This window comes from Cochlodiniinecator piscidefendens (genome assembly GCF_011326755.1).
GTDB classification, from domain to species: Bacteria; Pseudomonadota; Alphaproteobacteria; order Rhodobacterales; family Rhodobacteraceae; genus Cochlodiniinecator; species Cochlodiniinecator piscidefendens.
Map to the genome: position 1 here is coordinate 38,410 of NZ_JAAOIE010000002.1, position 23,667 is coordinate 62,076.

Consider the following 23,667-nt stretch of genomic DNA (forward strand, 5'->3'; position numbering starts at 1 on the left):
AAATGCCAAGAGTAAGAAGTATGGAAAAATCGCGCGCACCACCAAGCGCGCGCGAAATTAGTTACGTCTGCAATGCAAGTGTGGCAGCTGGCCCAGGCCCAAATCGGTCCGAAAGCTGAGCAACTTGCAGCTCATAGCCTCCTGTCACGCCGTCAGCACCTTTCTCGGCTTGGGTATAAGCCCAATTAGGCTGATTGACGATAACTTCTCGTTTTATTTGACCATCTGCAATCACGCGTAACAGGTATGCTTCATTGCTTTCCCCCAACGGAACTTCGAACGAAGACCAACTATCGCCGTCAATACGTGTACGCCTAACCCATGAAAAGTCACTGTCGCCGGAAGGATTAATATCTCCGACCAAGTGAACAGGACTATATGGCCGCAGCCCAATGCCTTTAAACGCTTCCGATTTCGAAACATATGAAGGGTCGTCAAGGCTTCTACTCGCTGGACCAACCTTATAATGGCGCACCAAATCACGTGCATTCTGTTGCAGTGAAATTTGCTGAAGCGACGCATCAAGCAGTACGATAGTAGATCCGGGCGGCCAAGTGTCAGGCATAATTGCATCAGTACCCAGTTGGCCACGAAGACGGACCGTCAAATCGTAGGTATCTTCGGAGACCAACGTTGCATGCTGGAACTGAAAGATTTCCCAATTATCCGATGAACCATCACCAATCGCGGCAAAGTTCGCGCCGTTCAACACATCAAACCAATTAGCTGACACCATGGATCCACTTGTCAACTTCACTCTCAGCGCCGCACCATTGTCACGACGCCCACTTGGCGCTGCAAACATGGGTGACAACGTTTGTCCTAACGCATTGGCTCTCGGCACAATCAAGTTAAGGCCATACCCGTTTGTTGTAGGCGAACTAAACACAGCAACCGAACCAGGCCACGGGTCAGCCGTAACAGCCAGATACGGTGCATGCGGGTTTTCAGTTTCGCTCGCAAGCGGAATGTCCAAGAACACTGGAAATGGCGGCGTTGCGGGTACGAACGCACGGATGTTTGGTGTCGAGTCCAGAATGTCACGTGCCTCGTACACGCCCGTTTCAACCCGAGTAGCATCTAGGGTTCGATATTCTCCACTTTCGACGCGATCAATTCGAAACGTTGTTTGCTCACCATTTTCCGGAATGGAAATAACGTCACCGACACCATATGCCAAAGAAGATGGTGGTAACGATAAACGTACACTGTCTCGAGCAACCCTGGCTTCTGACAACCAGCGTTCAACTGTGGCTGTCCCCTCTGCATTCGTCATTGCGAGAGAAATTTCACTCTGAGCGACACTACGGCTTTCTTCATCTGGGAAAATAGCTTCTGCGCTACGTGTCTGATAATCGCCATCTGCCTCAATGAAATTAAGCCGTAAACGGCCCACTACTTCCGCTTCAGGTGTGCGCTCGGCTTCCAACAGAGATTCACCATTTTTCGCGACAACAAGGTGATCTAGCTCAACAGATGTATCTGTTACCCCGTCTCTATTTTTGAAGATGAGAACGCCGTCTCGTTCCAATGCATCAAACCCAAACGCAAGCATCAGAGGTTGTAACGCTGAGCGCGCGGTTTGCTCTGACCCGACAGAATAGCCACGCACGTACCCAAACAACTCAGACACATCATAATCAGTCACTCCAGCCGCGATGCAGATTTCAGCAACAACGGACGCCAACGTACGCCCGGAGGTACGACCGCTAATCCAATGTCCCCGTGCATAGTTGACGCCATCACTCCAAAGTTCCGTATTATTTGGATAGAACGGATATGGTCGACAATCCCACGCCCAAACATGGGCTTTTTTCATGTCGATCATCTGTACGCCAAATTCTTCCGAAGTTGGGTTGTTCTCAGGATCGGACCAATAAGTCGAAAGTGCAGTTAAATACTGCAGCTGAATCAATTCATCACGTCGCCCATCTGAATAACGTGGCAGACTGGATTCAACAGATTTCTTATCCAAGAACTTATTGGGCTGGTTTGTCGCTTTATCAATGGCCGCACAACCGATTTCAGTAAACCAAATAGGTTTCGTTCCTGGTATCCAATCGGTACTTGCCGTTTCACGTACACCAGAAACGCGATTGTGGTGCGCATTTTCCCACCAGTTTCGGATATCTTTATACCGAAACACCCATGGTTCATTGTGAGCGCCATCACTAATGTCTGTTCGGATTTGCGCTTCTCTTGCCTCGGGTGAGTGATAATACCAATCATAGCCTTCACCACCCTCAATGTTTGACGTGAGATAGTCCAAATTGTGGATATCACCCCACTCTGCATCAAGATGCCCTGAGTTATCACGCCAATCGGACATCGGCATATAGTTATCGATGCCGATAAAGTCGATATTGTCGTCGGACCACAATGGATCGAGATGAAAGAATACATCGCCTGATCCATCCTGGGGATGGTAACCAAAATACTCGGTCCAGTCAGAGGCATAGCTGATCTTTGTTTTCGTTCCCAGAATGGTACGAACATCAGTTGCCAACTGTTTAAGCGCAACAACGGTTGGAAAGGTATTCCCCGCTGCCCGGATTTGCGTCAAGCTACGCAACTCAGACCCGATGCAGAATGAATCCACGCCCCCGGCTGCAACACACAGATACGCATAGTGCAGAATAAACCGGCGGAACGACCATTCATTCGGCCCTGAGTACAAAACCGTTTTTCCAACCACAGTAAAATCACTTACTGAAGCAGCTCCAAAGAACACATCGACTTCACCTTGTGCTGCTGCAGTTCCATCAATGCTACCGTCAACACCTGGCGCCAAAGACGTGGTTATACGCCCCCTCCACGGAAGCTGTGGCTGCTCCTGATCTGGAGCCCAAGGGTTAGGCCGCGCGTTACCAGCAATTTGCTCCATCAAGATGAACGGGTAAAACATGACTTGTTTACCCAGCGCATTAAGATGCTCGATACCTTCCACTACAGATTGATCTGTGGGTGTCCCGCCATACACAGTACGGTTATCCAACACCGGCAAAACATCGGCTGTTGCACGTGTTAAACCTGTTACAGTCCACGGCATTTGCTCCCCGTCTTCGCCCGCCTGTTCCACCTTCGGCTTAAGGTTACATTCACCACATCTCAGATCATCACCAAACCAGGAAACCACTAGCGACGCAGCATCACAGTTATGCAGTTCCTCGTCCAAAGCTTCGGTTGCGGTAACAAAATCTGTCTTGCCAGAAGGTGAATTTACGTTTGCGGTACGTGACACACCAAACCCTGACGAATAATTCACCGCGGTAGTAGCCAATGAGTATTCACCGGTACCCGGAATAAGCGCAACACCATGCACATTGTTGGGCATTTGGTGTTCGTACCCATCCACCTCGGAAGAAACGGGTTTCAAAATTTCGAAACTCAACTGTGGAACGCGGTTTCCAAACAATCCAAGGTCAAGATCTTCGAGAACCACATATGCAATCCCTCGGTACGCCGGGGCAGCACCAACACCTAGAACGGCCTCTATTTTTGCATCTGGCAACTGCTCTTCATCACCAGAATAGACCCGCATGTTTAACATATCGCGCGAAATTTCAACGCCATCCGCCCATATGCGGCCAACTCTTGTAATGGGGCCATCACACAGCGCAATGGCGAGACTTACCGTATATGAATATTCAGTCGTTTTGGACGAAGGGCCACTCCCCTTACCTCCACCTGAAGTTTCAGATGTTTCGGAGGTCTCCACAAATTCTGATGCCCAGACAACCTGCCCCGAAACACGCATACGACCGAAGTGATTAGATATAGGAGACCCTTCGCTCGCGCCTGTCAGGCGAAAACGATCAACCTGCCCCGCCTCTACAGTGCTAGATCCTGAACCCATAATTTGCGCGTCCAAAGCGCGGCCAACAGTGGCACCAATTGCACGGCCAACAACAACACTGGACAGCCCAAGGGCAGTTCCCCCAAACGCACCACCAACAGAGGCACCCACAGCGCCTAATAAAATAGTAGCCATTATTTAATCTCCTCAGGAAATTGAAAGCACGCCACAATGCGCCGTGCCCAAGGCTTCGAAAGCGGACTTTCAACGACATGATGGTTCGAATAAGCGTGGATAAAACTTGGCGCAGAGCCAAGTTCACTGCGAATGCCCAAATGTTTTGCCACCGCTCCATTGCTCATGCGAAACAAAAGAACATCACCGATAGCAGCATCGTTCTTTGGTTTTTCGACCAAATGACGACGCGCACCGCGCCACAATTCTTCTTCACCAAAGGCTTCAGACCAATCCGGTGTATAGGCCGGGACCACCTCTGGTTCTGATTGGTAGAGAGCCCGCCAAATCCCACGGATCAACCCAAGACAATCTGTCCCAGCCTGTTTACGCGAAGCTTGATGCAAATAAGGCGTCCCGATCCAATCACGTGCCTCTTTGACTACGCGTTGACCAATAAATTCAGCCATTATTACCCCTCCGCCCCCGAACTTGAGTTACTGGAGTTACTGGAGTTTCCTGCCCTTGAAGGGTAGCTCATCAACCAATCTTCACCTGGAATATGCGGAAACCCTCTGAAATTCAGAAAGTTATTGAATTTCAAGCGACAGGTGGTCACGGACTTATCGCACCCCGCTTCCATTCGAATTTGATCGCCAGACGCAATAGGTGCCGCGATTGACTGCCAAAGCTCAATCACGCGTGTGCCATCGACCGTGCGATCATTTTTGATCAATCCAACCAGCCCATTGGCTTCGCCGGACTTCACAATAAACTTGCCACCTTCGAACCAGCGTTCGTCAAACCCGGCTAGGTTTTCAAATCGAAAAATACGAGCGTTTTCGACAGTTTCAACATCCAGATCCGCAGCATATCCCGGCACATCAAACGCAAATTTACACCGACCATCCCCCAACACAGCGGAACACGGGGCTTGATATACAAAGCCTTGTGCGTGGTTTAGGGCTTCACTCAATCCTCTGAGTTCAGCAGTAAACGCACCGCCACCACGACGGACCTCGCCTAATGTCCCGTTAAATTGCAATTGACGTTGAGACGTATCAGCCCAGTTCACAATCCACGCCCGCACGGCCGCATTGTCATATCGACCAGCTTGGATATCTGCTTCGCTCACCGCAGCACTGCTTAATCCACCCACAGCCTCTGTGTTGTCAACGGCGAGGCCCGACATTTGCTCAAGCGCCTTGGCCGTCAGTCCCGTATTAGCTTTAAAGACAACATCGTCAAATGCGAGATCAACGTCATGATCGGTAAACCCCAACAGTATCCCATCGGTACGTTCCAGCGCCCAGCAAAGACATGTGGTTGTGATCCCCGATAACAGATGTTCTTCGAATTCAGGAGAAAGAGCCATTACACACGCACCTCCACAACTGGTACATTTGGCACATCACCGGCTTGGAAACTGGCAACGGATGTATGAATACGGTCCGCATCAAAACGCACGGGTACATCAAATTCAAAACCCGCAGTAATTTCGGCGTTCTCGTCAGGCGGGTGATTGAACTGAATTTGCCCGGTCGCAAAATCAATGGTGTAGTCAAGCGTTTCCTGAAGTTGATCCCCGGACACGCCAACCACGACAGTTCCTGATACCGGCTTCGTAATTGGACGCGTATATGCGTTTTCGGTGGGTGAATAAGTTTTCACAATTTGGAAATTTGACGTAACCCCATCACCAACAGCAATGATTTGATCATCATACAGAACATCCGCAGAAGCTTTACTCGATTTATAATCAGACCAATCTTTCCAACGAAAACCATACAATTGACCGCGACGGGCTTCAAAGAAGGAAATTAGCAATTCCACATCATCAAGCGAACGCATTCCCAATCCGGCATCATAACGCCGCATCGAATGCGCCCAGGGCGTGTTGCGCTCCTCAAATCCATTTGCCAACGTCACCACATCTGTCCGGCGCTCAGGGCCACCAATAGACCCAAAACTCAATGACGCAGGAAATCTCACTTCGTGAAAACCCATTGTTTTCCCTCCTAAAAGCCCGTCTAATTGTCGAAAAATTGATGCGATCAGCGGTTACGCTGACCACGGCCAAGTGCGCGCCCCATCTGGGCGGCGATTTGGCTTTGAGAACGCTGAAAGCTCTGTGCATCTGGGGCGGTGATATTCATAACCACATTTACAGGGCGACCACCGCCTTGCGATTGAACGCCCAAACGTCCATCGGGCCCACGTGATAATGGCATAATCGCCTCAGGGCCGGCTTCACCCATCAATCCTGTACCACCGCGCATAGGAAAATATGTTGGCGAACCAACAACGCCGCCACTGGCAAAAGGCGTCACACGCCCTTGGGCAAAGCTCGCGCCGTTTTCAAATTGAAACAAACCACCAAGCAAGCTGTTGGCCCCTTGTGCAATCATGCCACCAACATTTTGTGTCACAGGGCGCGTTGCGATTGAATAGGCTGTGTTTACCATCGATTTGGCAACGGTTTCCAAAGCATCCGACAGCGTTCCGCCATCAAACACCAATCCATCAATTGCGCGCTTCAAACCACGGCTTACACCGTTGGACAGTTGACCTACCTCGCGCCCTGTACGTCCCATTGTTTCGGACATGCGGCTCAGCTCATGTTCAAAAGCAACCGTCATGGAAGACGCCGCGCCCATCGACGTTTCAAGCGCATCCACACTTGTATCCAAACCGGTAATATCTTCAAAGTCCGCCATGCTCTGGCTCCTCCGTACTATCAGGGAAAGCGCGCGCAAGCTCTTCCAACCGCGCGCGACTTAAGGGGGCAGAACCTTTGTCCTGCCCCAAGATGATCATCAGTTCTGCGGGGGTCAGTTGCCAAAACTCATCCGGCTTTAACCCCGCCCCTCGCATCCCTGCTTTCATCAATGCTGACCAGTTAAACTGGGTCACGTTTGCGCCTCTTCTGGTAAGGCAAAGGCGCGCACCAGTAGCTCTGCTGCAACACGCGCTGCTTCAAGCGGACCACCGTTGATCTCAGCACTAAGCAAATCTTGCCCTCCGCCAGACCAACCACCGCCACGCAAACCCGCAACGATAACCGCTAAAACATCACGTGTGCTGAACTGCTGCCCTTCAAAGCGTTCAACCAACTCAATCAGCGTCCCCGTTTTTAGGGACGCCTCAAGCTCAGCCAATGCACCCAATGTCAGGCGGCAATCATGCTTCACCCCATCAAGTGTCAGGGCCACCTCGCCCCTCCAAGGGTTGGTCATTACAGCGCCGTAAAGGTCAAAATACCCGCAGATGCCAACGACAACTCATAGGTTGCTTCGCCGTTATGGCTACCGGAGTATTCGATTGCGGTGATCTGAAACGGACCTTCGATCACGCCAAAGTCAGGAACGACAATTTGGAAATCTGGGGTTTCACCGTCAAAAAAGACCTGACGCGCACGTTCGTCCGTGCCTTCGTCACGGAAAACGCCTGAACCAGAAACAGATGCAGTTTTTACACCTGCACCAGCCAAGAGTTCGCGCCAACCGCCTGCGCTCTCAAGTGATGTGACGTCAACAGATTCAGCGTTAAAGCTGATACGCGTTGCACGTAGACCTGCGATGGTTTGAAATGAACCATCCCCTGTTTGGTCCACTTTGATCAATAAGTCTTTGCCATTTTGTGCTGCCATGGTTTGCACTCCTGCTTAAGTTAAACGTCATCCACACGCATGTGGAATATCAAATCGATCCGACGTGAATCGCCTGGATCGATGCGGCGCGCGCGCGCCTTATAAAACCGGCTGTAAACCAGCTGCCCACGCGCCAAACTCAGGTCCGCATCCACCAACGCATCGCTCACGGCGGCGGCGGCGGTTTTTGCGGCTTGAAAACTTGCGGTTTCCGCAACGACGGAAACAACGATGCTGTGTAACGCCCCTGACGCCGTCACATCAGAACGGTCCCGAACATCTTCGGCGCCCAAACTGACATAAAGGCTGGGCAACGTGCCCGGCGGAACCGTTTCGTAGATTGCGGAACCAACCAGCGCGCTAAGCGCTGTATCCGCAACCAAATGTGTGTAAATAGCTGTCTGGAGCGATGCTCCGACTCCGTAACTCATGCCGCTACCTCTTCTTTTGCGAAACAAATCAAATAGCGTTGGTCAGGATAGCGATCAGATACCGCAATAATGCGATAGATCCTGTCGCCCTCTCGAAACCGCTGATCAGGCTTGGGGCGTGATGGCGCCCCTTCTGGAGCACCGCGTACCGTGATCCGGTAAGGAACAGTCGCAAGTGTCAGATTTGCACCTGCCTTCTCACGCCCGGTTCCAGCACGAACATCCGCCCAAAGCACGCCCAACTCGGACCAACTTTCACTAAATCCTCCGGCACCGTCAGGCGTATAGATCGCCTCCTCCAATGCCAGTTTTCGGCTTAATTTCAAGGATGTCACAGCGCACTGCCCCCCAAAATTCGAACCGTACGATACCGCGCAATCAACTCTGTCACTCCAAATGGCATTGCATTATCGGTGTCCGAGGTCGCAGATCGATTTTCATAATAATGTGTGGCAAGCAATAGAACGGCCATGCCTAAATCTGCGGGCACATCTGTCCAATTTGGACCAAATCCAGCTTCGAACTCGACCTCGGCCTGGCCGCCCACAGGGATGCGTGGCAACATTGTCCCCGTTGCTCTGACCTTGGGTCGTTGATTGTCCTTTTCCAAAGAATAGGTTCCGTCATCAACGATCGTTTCAGCATCCATTCGATCGAACAGGCGCATCGCCGTAATAGACTGAACAGGTGCAACCGGCAGCGCCTGTACTCCAGATGTTCGCCATCCGGTAAGAGACCACGTGAAACCGCGCTGGATCAAAACTTTACCTGTACGGGCTTCAACCGCCGCCATTGCAGCGCGCAACACTTGTTCCAGCAATGCGTCTTGAAACCCATCATCCGCAAATCCATGCGACAGGCGTAAATGATCTTTGAACACAGCAATAGGAAGCGCCACGCTGGGCACTGTAGCTTGCTCGATTAACATCATGGTATATCTCCGAAAACTCCGGGTCTCCGCCCGTAGGGCTTTCCACAAGCCCATGAACAGGACGCGCACAACCCCATCGCTCGGGCGGAGGGGGAGCAGCTAGACAACAGGGATAACTGTGCGCGTCCAATCGGCCACCAAATCTTGGCGACCGCTCTGCAAAGAGCCTTAGCTCACTGCAAACTTAAGAACCTTAATGGCCGCAAAATCACTGACATCACCGCCAACGCGTTTGGTCGCATAGAACAAAACATGCGGTTTCGCTGAGAATGGATCACGCAGCACGCGCAAATCAGGGCGCTCGGCAATGGTGTAGCCTGCGTTAAAATCACCAAAGGCAACCGCATTCGCATCCGACGCAATATCAGGCATGTCTTCAGCAATAAGAACCGGGTAGCCCATAAGGCGTGCAGGTTCACCTGCAGCCAGACCATCTGACCATAGAAAACGACCATCAGCGTCTTTCATTTTACGCACGGCGCCGGCGGTTTTAGAATTCATCACAAAGCTTGCATTTGCCCGGTATTGCGCACCCAATGCGTAAACCAGATCAACAATCGCATCAGCAGGGCTTGCACCGTCAAAATCACCGTCAACACCCGTCGCAATATAACCAAGGTTACCCCAGCTCCAGCTGGCTTCAGCAACAGATGTATGTGTTAGAAAACCGGTCGGCTTATCAATACCATCCCCATTCACAAAGGCAGCGGCCTCAGCGCGGGAAAACTTGTCAGCAATACGACCCGCGAGCCAGCCTTCAATGTCAAAAGCAGCGTCATCAAGCAAACGCTGCGACGCCTTTGGAAGTGCCGAAAGTTCATTCAATGGAATGGTGATACGATCAATCTGTGGCGTATCCGTTTCAGCGGATGCCGCCGTTTCGTTTGCCCACCCTGCGCCAACATCAGTACGGTCAATCAACACATCATAAGACGTGGCCTCAACATTCACCACTGATGCAATTGAACGCAAAGACGCGGTTGAATTCAAAACACTTTTCACAGTGTTTGCGGTTTGTGGATCGACCAAGTATCCACCGTCCGCTGAAACTGCAGAAGACATCGCTTTGCCTTCCAATTCCAAACCACGAAGCGCATCATCATCGCCACAGCGTAGATAGGATCCAAAAGCCTTCTGGTGCGGCACTTCAATTTCGGCAGCAGTTGAAAGCGCCGGGCGTCCGTTAGATACTGTTTTACGTTCAAACATAGTAAGCTTGCCATCCTGTTTTTGAAGCTTTGCGTTAATCTCAGTCATGAAACCGGCGAGCGCGGATTTAACTTCCGCAATCCCGGCATGAGAGGCAGAAACAGCATGTTCTCCCTCCGATTTAATCTCAATCTGGGCATGTGCCTTGGACTGTTTCATTAAAAACTCCTGAAATGAGAGAAGTTAAAAAGGCGCACGTGAATCACGGGCCAGAGACAGACGTGCATCGTTAATCACATCAGCCAACTCGCGCAGTGCATCGACCTCATGGGTGTCCCCTTTGGCATCGACACGCGCGTCCGGAAGCATCGGGAACGTCACCAATGACACCTCCCAAAGCTCCAATTCCGTCAAGAGCCGTTGGCCCTTTGCATTCTTTTGGGCTTTTTTTGTGCGATAGCCGATCGACAGACCATCGATTGCACCCGCTTCAATCAATGCGGCGGCTTCTCGCCCCTTCACCACATCCGTCAATAAACGCCCTTTGACATATAGGCCTTTATCGTCTTCGCGGACTTCATCCCAAACCCCGATAGGTTGGGTTGGATCGTGCTGCCACAGCATTTTTACGGCGTGGCCTTTGTTCATAAGGGTTTTTAGCGATGTGGCATAAGCACCCGGCGCAACAATATCGCCCCCCTGATCGCATTTTCCAAACAGGGATCCATAGCCTTCAATCACGGTGCCATCCGTAACTTGAACAGCCTCGCCCAGCCGGCAAAACTTGGTTTCAAGCCCGGTCATACCTTGATGTAAATTCATGTTAATGTCCTATCTTGGCCCCATCTCAAGCAGCGATTGAATACCTTGAACAAGGATCACAGCGACCACGCCGTAAACCATCAGCCAAAGCCGTTTTTCCAATCTCTCAATCATACTTTCGATGCGCCCTAAACGATGATCCAATGCCTCAAACTGAAGCTTTGCCACCCTTTCATTCGCTTCGATACGCGCCTGTGCTGCATCGAAACTGTCGTATAAAAACCGCGATCCATCGCGCTCAGATTTAGCGCTGCTCATTCGTCCTCCGAAAGCTTAGGAAGCCCTAGAATGGCGCGCTTTTCAGACTCCGTTAAAAAGCTTGCTTCGCTCACCCGGCGCCATTGATTGTCACGCTCCGCTGATAATGCGGGAACCTGATCCAAATCGGGTTTCAACTCCAATAGCTCGCCTTGATAATGAGACAACCAATCAGAAACCGCTGCCGCCACACGCGTCACCAAAGGCACCACAGTCAAACGATAAAAAGCCCTATTGGCCTCTTGGTAATTGGAGTAGGTTCCGTCACCCGGAATGCCCAACAACATCGGAGGCACCCCAAAGGCCACAGCGATTTCGCGTGCCGCGGCCTCTTTGGTCTTCTGGAATTCCATGTCCGACGGCGAGAACCCCATGGGTTTCCAGTCTAATCCGCCCTCCAATAACATGGGGCGACCCGCATTTGCAGCACCTTGGTGATGACTTGCCATTTCGTTTTGCAAACGGTCATATTGATCCGCTGTTAAGCTCGCCTGACCATCCGCCCCTTTGTAAACAATCGCACCAGATGGGCGTGCCGCATTATCGAGCAAAGATTTCGACCAGCGTGATGCCGCATTGTGAACATCAATGGCGCTGGCCGCGGCTTGAATTGGCGATAACCCATAATGGTCATCTTGTGGGTGGAAGCTTTTGATATGGCAAATCGGATGCAACTCACCGGTCATATCAAAACGATGTTTACGCCCAGCCACCGTATAATCATACGCAACGGGCCAGCCATCACTTCCCGGAACCAAACTCATGCGATCTGATCTTAAAACATGTAACTCAATCGCTTCGCCTGCCTCATTAGCAACAGCCTCGAGATACCCATTCCCAGACAACAGCAGCTGCCCAAACAGCGCTTCGAACAGCTCAGCACGCCCCTGCGCTTGGTTTGGGCGTCGCACCAGTTGCAATAATGGATGCACATCATATCGACGTTCATGATCCTGCAAGACCAAAGGCAATGCCGCAGCAGCCTCAGCAATCAGTTTGACGCAGCGAAATCCGACCGGATTTCCTGAAAACCCCGTACGGGTCAATGACGCCGTATCACGTGGGCTCCACGCCACACGTCCCGCCCCCTGATAGGCAATGACTGGCCCGGCTGCCGACGCTTTTTGCTCAGGTGCGGCTGGGGTGTTTTTTCTTAAGAAATCAAATACCATAAAGGTCGCTCCTTATGTTTCAGACAGGCGGGCCGATGGGCGCATCCCCCTCAGGCGATCCGCTCAGGCTCCGAGCCAAAATTTCAAACTTGGATTACAATTCGCGCATCCGAGGGCGCTGATAATGCTGGGCAGGATCGACCATCAGCTCATGCAAAGCCCACACCAATGCGTCAACGCGGTCCGGGCTGCCTTGGCCTGTAAACCCCTGCAAAGTGATCTGTCCCATTTGATCTTCGAGCGAACCAAGACCACGTGCATGTTTCACTCTGCCCTGTTCGTACAACGCTGCAATCGGTTCCGCCCTAGCGATCTTACCACGCGACGCCCGCACAGATTTATAAGGCACAAGCGGATCAATCTGACGCAACACTGTCTCAACCAGATCCCCACCTTGATTGACCTCTGCTACCAATTTATCCGCATTATGTTGCTTTGATAAATCCAGCGCTCGTTTTGCCCATTCCGTGGGCGACACGGCAGAAACGGTTCCGTCATGTAAAACATAAGCCGTCCAATTTTGGGGCGCACCCTGCATGACAACCCCTGCAACAATGATACCACAGGCGTCTGATCCAACATGCCCCGTCACCGGTGGATCTACAGCTACGATAACACGGTCCAATTCAGGCACGGTCTCAACGCGGCATTGCTCTAGCATCGCAAGCGACCACAGCGCACCTTCGGCGTCTTCTAGTAAATCGCCATCCAGCTCCTGCCGCCCGAGCCGCGTTCCCGCATATCGGTTTCGAACCTCCTCCAAGAACGACGGCGCAAGGTTCGCGCGATTTGCCTCCGTCGGTGCACGGGTTACAACCGTCGATGGATTGTCCAATATCTGTTTTAAAACAGGAACATTCTTTGGTGTTGTGGTCACACATTGCCGTGGGCAATCCCCCAAACGCAGACCAAACTGCAGCATATCCCAGGCATCCTGCCCCTTTTTCCATTTCGCAAGCTCATCAACCCAAGCCGCATCAAACTGCGGCCCGCGTAAACTCTCTGGCTCATGGGCCGAAAATACTTGCGCAATTGCCCCGTTTGGCCAAATCAGGCGACGCTTGGTCGCTTCCCATTTTGGTTTTCGATCTGGCGGCGAACAGGCTAAAATCCCGCTGTCGCCAAAGATCATCACGTCCCGCACTTGATCAATGGTTTCCCCAACCAGCGCCACCCGGGCCGAACGCCCCGCATCAAGCGGCAAATCACCTTCCACTTCGCTGCGCACCCATTCTGCCCCGGCACGGGTTTTCCCGGCCCCACGGCCGCCCATAATCACCCAAGTCCGCCACTCCCCCTCGGGTGGCAGTTGGTGATCATGCGCCCAGAACTCAAACAAATAAGGGAGCGCAAGTAGCGCTCCCTCAGTTAGATCATCCAGAAATTGGGTTTGCACCTCTAGCGGCTCTAAGCTTAGCCAAGCGGCGCCCGATTTCATCTCGGGCACTGCCGAAGTCGATGGCATAGTCGTGAACGACTCCTGCAGTTTTTCTCGCTTCTTCATCGAGCCGCTTCCTTTCTGCAACTGCGGAATTCATCGCTGCCCGCAATTGCACTTCGATTTTTTTGGTCTCTGCTAGGGCCTCAAATTCCCCGGCATTTAATCTGGCGATCAGGTCCCGCAATTCGTTGACATAAAATTCGTACAACTCTGCGGTCACCGAGATCATGTCGATCGCCGGTTCATAGTCCCCACTGGGCTTGATCAATGTCATTTGGTTTTCAACCTGCCTCTCATGCTATCCGCACGAGCAGAAACAGAAAAACGACCACCGGGATTATCCCGAGGCCGCTTACCCACTTCTTCTAGCTTGACACAAGTTGTACATCAGACCGTGCGGTTCGTCAAGCACTTTCTGTTTGTTAACAGTAGCTTACCGAAACGATGGGGTAAGATACTGTTAACAATTTGGTCCTCAATGCAAGTAATCTGCGCGTTGCAAACCGTATTTGGCCATCTTTTCATTTAAGGTCCGACGTGGCAGGCATAACTCGTCCATCACATTAACGATGGACCCTTTGTGCCGACGCATAGTGTTATCAATCAACATCCGCTCAAACGCTTCGACGTATTCCTTCAACGGTTTGCCTTCTGTCGTCATCACAGGTTGCACCTGATCATTTTCTGACATCAACAAACTGGCAATAGTGCCTGTACCACGACGGCTTTGCAAAACGGCGCGTTCCGCGACATTGATCAGCTGACGAATGTTACCCGGCCATGGCGCCTGCAACAGCTGCGCCGCTTCTTGCGCGCTCACCTCTGGCGCAGCACAGCCGTATTCATCCGCAAATTCATCACTAAGACGGTTGAACAACATCAACACATCTTCGCCGCGCTGACGCAAAGGTGGCAGCGTAATGCGCATCGCCGCCAATCGGTAATACAAATCTGGCCGCAACACATCCTCAAGTGTTTTGCCCTGCTCTTGCAAATTCGAAATCGCAATGATCCGCGTTTCAGCAGGGCTTCCCTGATCATTGATAAAGCTTAGAATTCGCGCCTGTGCTGTCGCACTTAACGTTTCAACATCTTCCAGAACCAAAGTCCCGCCGCGGGCCTCTTCCACCAACGGTAATTCATTTCCGTCATCCGAAGGCCCGAACAAACGGCGCAACAGCGTTTCTTCCTCATAGGCAACACAGGACAGCAAACAAAAGCGTTTTCCGGCGCGAGGCCCAACCGCATGCAACGCATGTGCGGCTAGCGATTTACCGGTTCCAGTTTCACCTTCGATCAACACGTGACCATCGGCTTGCCCCAGATCCAAAATATCTTCGCGCAGCCGTTCCATCACTGGGGATGTTCCGATCAGTTTTTTCATGATCGTAGAGCCACCGCCCAAATCCTTGCGCAAAGCACGGGCATCCAGCATCAATCGACGCGATTGCGTGGCTTTTTTTGCAAGCTCAGTCATACGGTCTGGATTGAATGGTTTTTCCAAAAAATCAAACGCACCAACCCGCATGGCCTCAACAGCCATAGGAACATCCCCGTGCCCCGTGATCATAATCACCGGCAAAGTGCTATCGGTCCCCATCAGCTTTTTCAAAAACTGCATACCATCCATACCGGGCATCCGAATATCAGATACCACAATGCCGGGGTAATCCGGGCCAATGCCTTTCAGCGCGTCTTCGGCGCTGGCAAAGGTTTCAGTGTCAAATCCAGACAGGGCCAACCATTGACTAATGGATTGGCGCATATCTTGCTCATCGTCTACAATCGCTATTTTCATGGCCTTAGCCATTTGGGCCTCACTCGGCTGCTTCGGTCTCATCATTCAATATGGGAAGCTGAACTTCAAATACAGCCCCCTGCGCGGCGTTCCTTGCGGTCAGTCGCCCCCCTAGGTCGTTCACGATCCCCGAAGAAATAGCAAGCCCTAGCCCAACCCCATCACCGGGCAATTTTGTCGTATAAAAGGGCTCAAACAGATTATCGAGGTCTTCGATCCCACTACCGTTGTCACGCACCATCAATGTGGCCGTTTCACCCGCTGACAGTAGAATTTCGATCTCAGGCTCTGCCACAGTTTTGGTTGCGTCCAAAGCATTGCGAAACAGGTTGATAATCACCTGTTCAAACCGCAACCGATCCGCCATCACAATCACCGGTTCACGGGGCAATGTCGTCACGACTGACACCTGTCGCTGCTTAAGCTGGGGTTCCATCATTGCAATCGAAGAATTAACCGCAAGCCTTGCGTCTATGGGCTCAAACGCATCTCCGCCTTTGCGTGCATAGCTTTTCAACTGCTTGGTAATGGCCCCCATACGCCCCAGCAAATCATCGATCCGATGGAAGGACGCCATGGCCTCCTCTGGTCGTTTGCGTTGCAATAATAACTTTGCCCCAGCGAGGTAGGTTTTCATCGCAGCAAGCGGTTGATTAAGCTCATGACTGACCGCTGCGGACATCTCCCCCAAGGCGGCTAATTTCGAGCTTTGCGCAAGGGTTTGTTCGGCAACTTCGAGGTTCTTTTCCACCTTTTCACGTTCGGCAATTTCCCGCTGCAATCGCGCATTCAAGGCGCGCAGATCGGCAGACTCTCGCTGAAAAATCAAAGATCTCAGTAAAACCCGCCGCGACAAAAGATAAAAGGTCAGCGCCAAGAGCATGGCAAACCCCATAATTTCAAGCGCAAGCACACCGTTCACACGTTCGCGTACCGATGCAAAAGTCGTGAAAGACGTCATTCGCCACCCCTGAAACGGGATACGCGTTTCCAACCGCATCACGGCCTCGCCTTGGAAATATGCGTCAGGCGGCAAAACAGTCCAATCAGCGGTGGCCTGAAAGGCGCGCCCAATTGCAGACGGAGGCGACGTTTCCTCAAGCGCTTGCTCTTCCATCAGCCCGACCCAACTTGGTTCGGTGGCTAATATGATCTGTCCTTCACTGCTGGTCACCAAAACAGCATCCGCAATACCAGACCATGATTGTTCGAACTTGCGTAAATCCACACCGACAACGATCACACCAATACCGCGACCATTGCCTTCTAATTTGCGTGAATAATTAAAAACGTTGCCGCCGGCGTCATTTTGCCCTGTGGTGAAAACTGTGTCGTTTGACCGAATAGCCTCGATGAAAGAATGTTCGTTACGCATGTTTGCGCCGATAACATTGCGATCCGTTGCGGCAACCACCCGCCCCCCTTCATCCAAGAGCATAAGAGAAGCCGCATCGATTTCTTCGATAAAAGAAATCAACCGCTGCGTTGTTTGTGAATAATCACCTGAATTCAGCGCACCAATCAGTGCGGGATCGCGGGCCAGTAATTGCGGCACAATCGCACTGCGGCGCAACTCGCTCATCAGGTTACCAGAATATAGCGCAAGCCGCAGCTCTGCCCGATTCCGGGTGGTTTCGGTAAAACGCTCGGTCAAAAGCAAATTCGTGAACCAGACCACCGTGATAGCGGCCAGAATCAAAACACCAACAACAGCGCGCAATCGCCACGATAACCGAGGCGTAGAAGGGGTTGTTGGGTTAAAAGGGTCAGAGACAGACATAAGCCGATTTTAGGCTGCCTGCCTCTGACGCTCAAGCGTATTGATTACGCAGATACAACTGTATCAACCAGCGCGCGGAAAAGCGCCGTTCCGTCGGTGCCACCGTGGTTTTCGTCAGCTGCACGCTCAGGGTGCGGCATCATACCTAGAACACGACGGTTTTCGCTGAGGATCCCCGCGATGTCCGCAACGGAACCATTCGGGTTATCACCATAAGTAAAGGCCACGCGATCTTCGCCCTGAAGGCGTGCAACCGTGTCTGCATCAGCGTTATAATTGCCGTCATGGTGGGCAATTGGCACAGTGATGCTCTGACCTTGAGTGTAATTCTGCGTAAAGGCACTGTCAGTGGTCTGAACTGTCAGAGGAACCTGACGGCAGATGTACTTCAAACCCGCATTGCGCAACAATGCGCCCGGCAGCAGGCCCGTTTCAGCCAAAATCTGAAATCCATTACAAACGCCAAAGACATAACCGCCTTTGTTTGCGAAATCGACAACCGAGCGGCAGATAGGGCTTTGGGCTGCGATTGCACCGCAACGCAAATAGTCACCAAAGGAAAACCCGCCTGGAACGCCGACGAAATCAATGCCTTCTGGCAATGACGTGTCCTTGTGCCAGACCATTTGCACATCAGCGCCGGCCTCTTTCAATGCTACCGCAAGATCGCGGTCGCAGTTTGATCCGGGGAAAACAACAACCGCTGCGCGCATTACGCGATCTCCACTGAATAGCTTTCAATCACTGTATTAGCGAGAAGTTTCTCACACATTTCAGTGACTTGCGCTTCGGCTTTCGCGTGATCAGTTTCGGCTAGGTCCAGTTCAATCACTTTACCTTGGCGTACACCTTCGACGCCATCAAAACCAAGAGACCCCAACGCATGACGCACTGCTGCGCCTTGTGGGTCCAGAACACCGTTTTTCAACATTACATGAACGCGGGCTTTCATCGGGGCAATCCTTAGTTGATGATTTCAGGTTTAGGTGCGTGTGTCACATTCGAAGGCATAACCCCCAAACGACGTGCAACTTCTGTATAGGCGTCGGTCAGGCTCCCAAGGTCACGGCGGAACACGTCTTTATCCAGTTTTTGACCGGATTCGATATCCCACAGGCGGCAGCTGTCTGGGCTAATTTCATCGGCAACGATCAAACGCATGAAATCGTCTTCCCAAACACGTCCAATTTCAATTTTGAAATCAACGAGCTTGATACCAACGCCATACATCACACCAGACAAGTAATCGTTTACCCGCAATGCAATGGCAACGATATCATCTAAATCCTGCTGAGAGGCCCAACCAAACGCAACGATATATTCTTCAGGAACCAGCGGGTCACCCAAAGCGTCATCTTTATAAGAAAATTCAACGATAGGGCGCGGCAACGGTGTGCCTTCTTCCATGCCCAAACGTTTCGCCATAGATCCAGCAGCAACATTGCGCACGATAACCTCAAGCGGAATAATCTCACATGCACGGATAAGCTGCTCACGCATATTCAACCGCTTGATAAAGTGGTTGTGCACACCAAGTTGCGTCAAACCAGTCATGAAAAATTCGCTCAGACGGTTGTTCAACACGCCTTTGCCATCAATCACGTCTTTTTTCTCAGCATTAAACGCAGTTGCGTCGTCCTTAAAATATTGAACCAGGGTGCCTTGCTCAGGGCCTTCGTAAAGAACCTTTGCTTTGCCTTCGTACAGTTTATTACGACGTGCCATGGGGTCTCCAGCGTCAAAAGGGGGATGAGTCCCCCGATAAGTTACGCGCCCTATAGGACATCAAAGCCCGCGTCGCAAGGATTGCGATGAAAAATAGGGACATTCTGTCACCACGTTCCCCTTGCACAGCGCGGCTTGGGTTGCCATATCTTGTGTAACACTTGATCAAAAAATTACGAGGCTCCTATGACAACATTCGATGATCGCGAAAACGCATTTGAAAACAAATTCGCACATGACGCGGAAATGCAATTCAAAGCCGAAGCACGCTGCAACAAGCTTCTTGGACTTTGGGCTGCTGAATTGCTGGGCAATACTGATGCCGATGCTTATGCGCTGACCGTGATCAAAGCTGATTTCGAAGAAGCAGGTCATGAGGACGTTATTCGCAAAGTTGCCGGTGATCTTGAGGGCAAAGCCACTGCTGATGAAATTCGCGCCAAGCGCGCTGAGTTGCTCGCAGTTGCACAAAAACAGCTGATGTCAGAAGCATAAGCTTCGGAAAATAAGCGATTACACCCATGCAAAGCGGCGTTTGGACCCCCAAACGCCGCTTTCTTTTTGTTCAATTTTATCTGTTAACGATGAGGTAAATACAAATCCCTACCCCTTAAAGACATGTGTGAGTGGGGGTACTAATGCAACAAGAGACCGAAAAAGCAGAAACAGATCTAAAACAATCGCAGGCCATTCGGTTTGCAACAAAACAAATCATACCGCTGTCCATTGCGACGGTTTTGGTGTGGATGTTTATGGATCAAATCCGCAGTCTTGATCTGCATGAAATCCAATCTACCATTCTGTCCGTTTCTGTCTTTTCTTGGATTGCCGCCGCAATAACGACGGTCGTCAGTTTTTGGGCCGTTGGCCAATATGATGCGACGGTTCATAAAATGTTAGGCACCAAGGTTCCCTGCGCGCGCGCACGCAGGTCTGGCATTATGTCGATCGCGATTTCGCAAACAACTGGCGCTGGTGTTGTCACTGGGGGCTTAGCCCGTTGGCGGCTATTGCCAGAGCTTTCCTTATGGCAATGCACGCAGATTTCAATTGCTGTTGCGCTTACCTTTCTGGGCGGTTGGGCGGTCATTACCGCCGTTGTTTTGCTTTTGTTTCCCGTAGCAACCCAAGTCAGTCTGTATCTGGCGATCATTCCTATCATTGGCCTCATCGCTACTTTGGCAGGTTCCATACTACAGCCGCAATTTACGATTTTTGGCCAACGGTTGAACTGGCCTCCGGTTATGGCAGTACTCAGTATTCTCGCGTTGGTGTTGATTGATACGATTGCAGCGGCTGCTACCCTGTTTGTCTTAATGCCGGATGGGGTTGCCCTTAGCTTTCAGATGATGTTTCCCATCTTTTTGCTGGCGTTTGGTGCAGGTCTGCTCGCGGGGACACCTGGTGGGATTGGCCCGTTTGAGATCACGATGGTCGCTTGCCTTCCATTCGTCGATCAAGAAGCGCTTCTGGGGGCCATCTGCGCCTATCGCATACTTTATTACGCGATCCCCGCTGTTATTGGGGCTGCCTTTCTAATTTGGCCTCCGACGGCCAAGGAAACGCCAACCGCTTTGCCTGAGCAAACATCCTTTCCAGATGCGCCAAACCTGCCCCAAGATATCGAAACATTGATCGCACAAGCCCCGCGCGCAGAGGCAAACCTTCTGCGTCAAGGCGACAAAGAAATCTTATTCTCGGAAAACGGCCAAACCGCGTTGGTTGTTGCGCAATCCGCACAAAGCCTGATTGCGGTATCCGACCCTCTTTTGGTTAGTAACACCGATCACGCGATAGACACCCTCATAAATGGTGCACAACATCTGCATCGCATCCCTGCCCTTTATAAGTGTGGTATTGATTTGGCCCAAGCCGCCGCGCGCGCTGGGTTTTATCAAATCCCAATTGCACAAGAGGCCTGGATAGCGCCCGCAACTTACACCGTAGATACACCTCGCCACAAAACGCTTCGTCGCAAACTGCGCTTGGCCCAAAAAGCAGGCGTAGAGTTATGTCGCACCAACCATCCCCCTTTTGAGGAAATGAGAGATATCTCCAACCATTGGCGCACCCGCAACAATGGGGAACGCGGATTTTCGATGGGTGTCTTTGATCCTGCTTACATTTGCAAACAAGAACTCTTTTTGGCCTATGCGCAAAACACCTTGGCCGGGTTTGCCACATTCAGCCGCAGTCAAACGGAATGGACATTAGATATCATTCGCGCCGGGGAAAACGCCCCAGATGGGACAATGCACTTTTTAATTCATAGCGCGCTAGAACTTGCCAAAGCGCACAACTTACAGCGCGTTTCTTTAGCCTCAGTTGCGCATCCTAACCCTATGCCACGCTTTCCAACACTTGGTGAAATGCTCGCTAAAAAGTCAGGGCGATCTGGGCTGTTACAATTTAAACAAAGTTTCGCACCCGAATGGGAAACTCTGTATTTTTGCGCCCCGAGCGCAATCTCTGCCGCGCTGAGTGCCACAGACATCATGCGCGAAATCTGTTCACCGCGCCCAATACGGTTTCAATCGACCGTAGATGCGCCGATTTCATGTAGATTATGAAAAAAATAAATTTGCTATACTGTGTCAGCCATGGCATTTCGCGTGTGCCCGGACTCGGGCCTGTTAGAAGGAAAAAATAACATGGCGGACGCACTGACCAAACTCTTGCAAGACCACGATTGGTTGATGGCAGATGGCGCAACAGGAACCACATTATTCAATATGGGCCTGCAATCTGGCGACGCGCCCGAGCTGTGGAACGCTGACAAACCCGACAATATTCGCCAGCTTTACCAAGGTGCGGTGGATGCAGGCAGTGATATTTTCCTGACGAATACATTCGGTGGAAACGCTTCCCGCTTAAAGCTCCACAATGCACAAAACCGTGTGGGTGAGCTCAACCGCTTGGCCGTTGAAATTGGCCGCGACGTTGCCGATGCCTCTGGTCGCACAGTTGTTGTTGCTGGTTCTGTTGGCCCAACCGGTGAAATCATGGTGCCGATGGGCAGCCTAACCCACGAAATTGCTGTGGAAATGTTTCACGAACAGGCCGTCGCCCTAAAAGAAGGCGGCGCAGATGTTCTGTGGGTTGAAACCATTTCTGCCCCCGAAGAATACAAAGCTGCCGCCGAAGCCTTTGCTTTGGCAGGGATGCCATGGTGTGGCACCATGAGCTTTGACACATCTGGCCGTACCATGATGGGCACAACTTCTGCTGATATGGTCAAGCTGGTTGACGGCATTGAGAACGCTCCGCTTGCCTTTGGCGCAAACTGTGGCGTGGGTGCTCCTGATCTTTTGCGTACGATTCTTGGATTTGCAGCGCACGGGACAGAAACGCCGATTATTTCCAAGGGCAACGCTGGAATCCCCAAATTCCACGACGGTCACATCCACTATGATGGCACCCCTGAATTGATGGCAGATTACGCCGTTCTAGCCCGAGACAGTGGGGCACGTATTATTGGCGGTTGCTGTGGCACAACCACCGACCACCTGAAGGCCATGCGCGAAGCGCTCGAATCTCGCCCAACAGGCGGTCGTCCAACTCTGGATGATATTGCGCAAAAACTTGGTGGATTTTCATCCTCTACGGACGGCACAGGTGACAACGAACCTCAGGCACGTAAAACCAAACGTCGTTCACGGGCCGAATAAGTCGGAACAGACTTGAACGATGTCGCAATCGGCCAAGTGAATCTGCTGTTAATCGGCGATTGATAATTTAAAGACGCCGCGCTTTGCGCCAGAACTAGGGAATCTACCTATGTCCGAAGAAGAAGACATCATCCTGTCCGAACTCCCCGATGACGAGCTCGTTTTGCAGATGCACGACGACCTTTATGACGGTTTGAAAGAAGAGATTGAAGAAGGTGTTCATATCCTTCTTGGTCGTGGCTGGCAGCCTTACGAAGTTCTGACAACTGCACTTGTTGCTGGTATGACCATCGTTGGTAAAGACTTCCGCGATGGCATCCTTTTCGTCCCTGAGGTTCTCTTGGCTGCGAACGCTATGAAAGCGGGCATGTTCATCTTGAAACCGCTCCTTGCTGAAACTGGCGCGCCACAAGTTGGCAAAATGGTCATCGGCACTGTAAAAGGCGACATCCACGATATCGGCAAAAACCTTGTTGGTATGATGATGGAAGGCGCTGGTTTTGAAGTAATCGACATGGGCATCAACAACCCTGTTGAAGGCTACCTTGAAGCTCTGGAAACTGAAAAACCAGACATTCTTGGCATGTCCGCGCTCTTGACCACAACGATGCCATACATGAAAGTCGTTATCGATACCTTGGTCGAAAAAGGCATGCGCGATGACTACATCGTATTGGTTGGTGGCGCACCGCTGAACGAAGAGTTCGGCAAAGCCATTGGTGCTGACGCTTATTGCCGTGATGCAGCTGTTGCTGTTGAAACTGCAAAAGAATTCATGGCACGCAAGCACAATCAGGGCGCAACAACCTAAGGCTTTCACCTCTGAAAGTTTCGGGGCCCTGCGGTGCATAACTGCGGGGCCCTTTTTATATC

The 23,667-nt window shown here is 51.5% G+C and carries 26 protein-coding genes; 4 read left to right on the forward strand and 22 right to left on the reverse strand.

Annotation, left to right across the window (positions count from 1 at the left end):
- Positions 1 to 61 precede the first annotated feature (61 nt).
- From G9C99_RS04915 to purC, 22 genes are all read right to left on the reverse strand, one after another.
- Positions 62 to 3,991 carry a baseplate multidomain protein megatron gene (locus G9C99_RS04915; RefSeq protein WP_166416352.1) on the reverse strand — a complete coding sequence of 1,310 codons (3,930 nt, stop codon included), beginning with the start codon at positions 3,989 to 3,991 and terminating at the stop codon, positions 62 to 64.
- Positions 3,991 to 4,440 (reverse strand): NlpC/P60 family protein, encoded by a 450-nt coding sequence (locus G9C99_RS04920; protein ID WP_166416353.1) that lies wholly within the window; start codon positions 4,438 to 4,440, stop codon positions 3,991 to 3,993. The genes G9C99_RS04915 and G9C99_RS04920 overlap by 1 nt, the downstream gene beginning before the upstream one ends.
- Positions 4,441 to 4,442: 2 nt before the next feature.
- Positions 4,443 to 5,345, reverse strand: a complete 903-nt coding sequence (locus G9C99_RS04925) for a DUF2163 domain-containing protein (protein ID WP_166416354.1) — start codon at positions 5,343 to 5,345, stop codon at positions 4,443 to 4,445.
- The gene (locus G9C99_RS04930) at positions 5,345 to 5,977 is read right to left on the reverse strand and encodes a DUF2460 domain-containing protein (protein WP_166416355.1); all 633 of its coding nucleotides are present in this window, start codon (positions 5,975 to 5,977) and stop codon (positions 5,345 to 5,347) included. The genes G9C99_RS04925 and G9C99_RS04930 overlap by 1 nt, the downstream gene beginning before the upstream one ends.
- 47 nt (positions 5,978 to 6,024) lie before the next feature.
- Positions 6,025 to 6,687 (reverse strand): phage tail tape measure protein, encoded by a 663-nt coding sequence (locus G9C99_RS04935; RefSeq protein ID WP_166416356.1) that lies wholly within the window; start codon positions 6,685 to 6,687, stop codon positions 6,025 to 6,027.
- Positions 6,674 to 6,883: a rcc01693 family protein gene (locus tag G9C99_RS04940; protein ID WP_166416357.1), complete on the reverse strand. Its 210-nt coding sequence runs from the start codon at positions 6,881 to 6,883 to the stop codon at positions 6,674 to 6,676. The genes G9C99_RS04935 and G9C99_RS04940 overlap by 14 nt, the downstream gene beginning before the upstream one ends.
- Complete coding sequence (locus G9C99_RS04945; RefSeq protein WP_166416358.1) at positions 6,880 to 7,206, reverse strand: gene transfer agent family protein; 327 nt, start codon at positions 7,204 to 7,206, stop codon at positions 6,880 to 6,882. The genes G9C99_RS04940 and G9C99_RS04945 overlap by 4 nt, the downstream gene beginning before the upstream one ends.
- Entirely contained in the window at positions 7,206 to 7,619 is a 414-nt protein-coding gene (locus tag G9C99_RS04950; protein ID WP_166416359.1) for a phage major tail protein, TP901-1 family, read from the reverse strand. Before G9C99_RS04950 ends, G9C99_RS04945 begins: the two co-directional genes overlap by 1 nt.
- 20 nt (positions 7,620 to 7,639) lie before the next feature.
- Positions 7,640 to 8,050, reverse strand: coding sequence for a DUF3168 domain-containing protein (locus G9C99_RS04955; protein WP_166416360.1), 411 nt, complete (start codon positions 8,048 to 8,050; stop codon positions 7,640 to 7,642).
- Positions 8,047 to 8,385 carry a head-tail adaptor protein gene (locus tag G9C99_RS04960; protein WP_166416361.1) on the reverse strand — a complete coding sequence of 113 codons (339 nt, stop codon included), beginning with the start codon at positions 8,383 to 8,385 and terminating at the stop codon, positions 8,047 to 8,049. Before G9C99_RS04960 ends, G9C99_RS04955 begins: the two co-directional genes overlap by 4 nt.
- On the reverse strand, positions 8,382 to 8,981 hold the full coding sequence (locus G9C99_RS04965) for a head-tail connector protein (protein ID WP_166416362.1): 600 nt from the start codon (positions 8,979 to 8,981) through the stop codon (positions 8,382 to 8,384). Before G9C99_RS04965 ends, G9C99_RS04960 begins: the two co-directional genes overlap by 4 nt.
- A 168-nt stretch (positions 8,982 to 9,149) precedes the next feature.
- Entirely contained in the window at positions 9,150 to 10,349 is a 1,200-nt protein-coding gene (locus G9C99_RS04970; RefSeq protein WP_166416363.1) for a phage major capsid protein, read from the reverse strand.
- Between the two features lie 24 nt (positions 10,350 to 10,373).
- Positions 10,374 to 10,952, reverse strand: coding sequence for an HK97 family phage prohead protease (locus G9C99_RS04975; protein WP_166416364.1), 579 nt, complete (start codon positions 10,950 to 10,952; stop codon positions 10,374 to 10,376).
- Between the two features lie 9 nt (positions 10,953 to 10,961).
- Positions 10,962 to 11,210, reverse strand: coding sequence for a GTA head formation protein, RCAP_rcc01685 family (locus G9C99_RS04980; protein ID WP_166416365.1), 249 nt, complete (start codon positions 11,208 to 11,210; stop codon positions 10,962 to 10,964).
- Entirely contained in the window at positions 11,207 to 12,382 is a 1,176-nt protein-coding gene (locus G9C99_RS04985) for a phage portal protein (protein WP_166416366.1), read from the reverse strand. Before G9C99_RS04985 ends, G9C99_RS04980 begins: the two co-directional genes overlap by 4 nt.
- Before the next feature lie 94 nt (positions 12,383 to 12,476).
- Complete coding sequence (locus tag G9C99_RS04990) at positions 12,477 to 13,820, reverse strand: DNA-packaging protein (protein WP_166416367.1); 1,344 nt, start codon at positions 13,818 to 13,820, stop codon at positions 12,477 to 12,479.
- Entirely contained in the window at positions 13,756 to 14,097 is a 342-nt protein-coding gene (locus G9C99_RS04995) for a hypothetical protein (protein ID WP_166416368.1), read from the reverse strand. The genes G9C99_RS04990 and G9C99_RS04995 overlap by 65 nt, the downstream gene beginning before the upstream one ends.
- A 201-nt stretch (positions 14,098 to 14,298) precedes the next feature.
- Positions 14,299 to 15,633: a sigma-54-dependent transcriptional regulator gene (locus G9C99_RS05000; RefSeq protein ID WP_166416369.1), complete on the reverse strand. Its 1,335-nt coding sequence runs from the start codon at positions 15,631 to 15,633 to the stop codon at positions 14,299 to 14,301.
- Positions 15,634 to 15,640: 7 nt separating this feature from the next.
- Positions 15,641 to 17,401 (reverse strand): sensor histidine kinase, encoded by a 1,761-nt coding sequence (locus G9C99_RS05005; RefSeq protein ID WP_166416370.1) that lies wholly within the window; start codon positions 17,399 to 17,401, stop codon positions 15,641 to 15,643.
- A gap of 44 nt (positions 17,402 to 17,445) precedes the next feature.
- Positions 17,446 to 18,114 carry a phosphoribosylformylglycinamidine synthase subunit PurQ gene (purQ, locus tag G9C99_RS05010; protein WP_166416371.1) on the reverse strand — a complete coding sequence of 223 codons (669 nt, stop codon included), beginning with the start codon at positions 18,112 to 18,114 and terminating at the stop codon, positions 17,446 to 17,448.
- Entirely contained in the window at positions 18,114 to 18,353 is a 240-nt protein-coding gene (gene purS / locus G9C99_RS05015; RefSeq protein WP_166416372.1) for a phosphoribosylformylglycinamidine synthase subunit PurS, read from the reverse strand. The genes purQ and purS overlap by 1 nt, the downstream gene beginning before the upstream one ends.
- A gap of 11 nt (positions 18,354 to 18,364) precedes the next feature.
- Positions 18,365 to 19,126 carry a phosphoribosylaminoimidazolesuccinocarboxamide synthase gene (gene purC, locus G9C99_RS05020; protein WP_166416373.1) on the reverse strand — a complete coding sequence of 254 codons (762 nt, stop codon included), beginning with the start codon at positions 19,124 to 19,126 and terminating at the stop codon, positions 18,365 to 18,367.
- Between the two features lie 186 nt (positions 19,127 to 19,312).
- Here purC and G9C99_RS05025 point away from each other — a divergent pair, with 186 nt between their 5' ends.
- The 4 genes from G9C99_RS05025 (at position 19,313) to G9C99_RS05040 (ending at position 23,605) form a co-directional block, all read left to right on the forward strand.
- Entirely contained in the window at positions 19,313 to 19,621 is a 309-nt protein-coding gene (locus G9C99_RS05025) for a DUF1476 domain-containing protein (RefSeq protein ID WP_166416374.1), read from the forward strand.
- Positions 19,622 to 19,764: 143 nt separating this feature from the next.
- On the forward strand, positions 19,765 to 21,696 hold the full coding sequence (locus tag G9C99_RS05030) for a bifunctional lysylphosphatidylglycerol flippase/synthetase MprF (protein WP_166416375.1): 1,932 nt from the start codon (positions 19,765 to 19,767) through the stop codon (positions 21,694 to 21,696).
- Positions 21,697 to 21,777: 81 nt separating this feature from the next.
- Positions 21,778 to 22,794 carry a betaine--homocysteine S-methyltransferase gene (gene bmt / locus G9C99_RS05035; protein ID WP_166416376.1) on the forward strand — a complete coding sequence of 339 codons (1,017 nt, stop codon included), beginning with the start codon at positions 21,778 to 21,780 and terminating at the stop codon, positions 22,792 to 22,794.
- 109 nt (positions 22,795 to 22,903) lie between these two features.
- Entirely contained in the window at positions 22,904 to 23,605 is a 702-nt protein-coding gene (locus G9C99_RS05040) for a corrinoid protein (protein WP_166416377.1), read from the forward strand.
- Positions 23,606 to 23,667: the final 62 nt, after the last annotated feature.

Excerpts from the sequence above, each read along its gene's own strand:
- purC (WP_166416373.1), bottom strand. The coding sequence starts at position 19,126 with ATGGCACGTCGTAATAAACTGTACGAAGGCAAAGCAAAGGTTCTTTAC.
- G9C99_RS04990 (WP_166416367.1), bottom strand. The coding sequence starts at position 13,820 with ATGAAATCGGGCGCCGCTTGGCTAAGCTTAGAGCCGCTAGAGGTGCAA.
- G9C99_RS04970 (WP_166416363.1), bottom strand. The coding sequence starts at position 10,349 with ATGAAACAGTCCAAGGCACATGCCCAGATTGAGATTAAATCGGAGGGA.
- G9C99_RS04920 (WP_166416353.1), bottom strand. The coding sequence starts at position 4,440 with ATGGCTGAATTTATTGGTCAACGCGTAGTCAAAGAGGCACGTGATTGG.
- G9C99_RS05025 (WP_166416374.1), top strand. The coding sequence starts at position 19,313 with ATGACAACATTCGATGATCGCGAAAACGCATTTGAAAACAAATTCGCA.
- G9C99_RS05005 (WP_166416370.1), bottom strand. The coding sequence starts at position 17,401 with ATGTCTGTCTCTGACCCTTTTAACCCAACAACCCCTTCTACGCCTCGG.
- G9C99_RS04955 (WP_166416360.1), bottom strand. The coding sequence starts at position 8,050 with ATGAGTTACGGAGTCGGAGCATCGCTCCAGACAGCTATTTACACACAT.
- purQ (WP_166416371.1), bottom strand. The coding sequence starts at position 18,114 with ATGCGCGCAGCGGTTGTTGTTTTCCCCGGATCAAACTGCGACCGCGAT.
- G9C99_RS04995 (WP_166416368.1), bottom strand. The coding sequence starts at position 14,097 with ATGACATTGATCAAGCCCAGTGGGGACTATGAACCGGCGATCGACATG.
- bmt (WP_166416376.1), top strand. The coding sequence starts at position 21,778 with ATGGCGGACGCACTGACCAAACTCTTGCAAGACCACGATTGGTTGATG.
- G9C99_RS04930 (WP_166416355.1), bottom strand. The coding sequence starts at position 5,977 with ATGGGTTTTCACGAAGTGAGATTTCCTGCGTCATTGAGTTTTGGGTCT.
- purS (WP_166416372.1), bottom strand. The coding sequence starts at position 18,353 with ATGAAAGCCCGCGTTCATGTAATGTTGAAAAACGGTGTTCTGGACCCA.
- G9C99_RS04915 (WP_166416352.1), bottom strand. The coding sequence starts at position 3,991 with ATGGCTACTATTTTATTAGGCGCTGTGGGTGCCTCTGTTGGTGGTGCG.
- G9C99_RS04945 (WP_166416358.1), bottom strand. The coding sequence starts at position 7,206 with ATGACCAACCCTTGGAGGGGCGAGGTGGCCCTGACACTTGATGGGGTG.
- G9C99_RS05040 (WP_166416377.1), top strand. The coding sequence starts at position 22,904 with ATGTCCGAAGAAGAAGACATCATCCTGTCCGAACTCCCCGATGACGAG.
- G9C99_RS04950 (WP_166416359.1), bottom strand. The coding sequence starts at position 7,619 with ATGGCAGCACAAAATGGCAAAGACTTATTGATCAAAGTGGACCAAACA.
- G9C99_RS04965 (WP_166416362.1), bottom strand. The coding sequence starts at position 8,981 with ATGATGTTAATCGAGCAAGCTACAGTGCCCAGCGTGGCGCTTCCTATT.
- G9C99_RS05030 (WP_166416375.1), top strand. The coding sequence starts at position 19,765 with ATGCAACAAGAGACCGAAAAAGCAGAAACAGATCTAAAACAATCGCAG.
- G9C99_RS05000 (WP_166416369.1), bottom strand. The coding sequence starts at position 15,633 with ATGGCTAAGGCCATGAAAATAGCGATTGTAGACGATGAGCAAGATATG.
- G9C99_RS04935 (WP_166416356.1), bottom strand. The coding sequence starts at position 6,687 with ATGGCGGACTTTGAAGATATTACCGGTTTGGATACAAGTGTGGATGCG.
- G9C99_RS04975 (WP_166416364.1), bottom strand. The coding sequence starts at position 10,952 with ATGAATTTACATCAAGGTATGACCGGGCTTGAAACCAAGTTTTGCCGG.
- G9C99_RS04980 (WP_166416365.1), bottom strand. The coding sequence starts at position 11,210 with ATGAGCAGCGCTAAATCTGAGCGCGATGGATCGCGGTTTTTATACGAC.
- G9C99_RS04925 (WP_166416354.1), bottom strand. The coding sequence starts at position 5,345 with ATGGCTCTTTCTCCTGAATTCGAAGAACATCTGTTATCGGGGATCACA.
- G9C99_RS04985 (WP_166416366.1), bottom strand. The coding sequence starts at position 12,382 with ATGGTATTTGATTTCTTAAGAAAAAACACCCCAGCCGCACCTGAGCAA.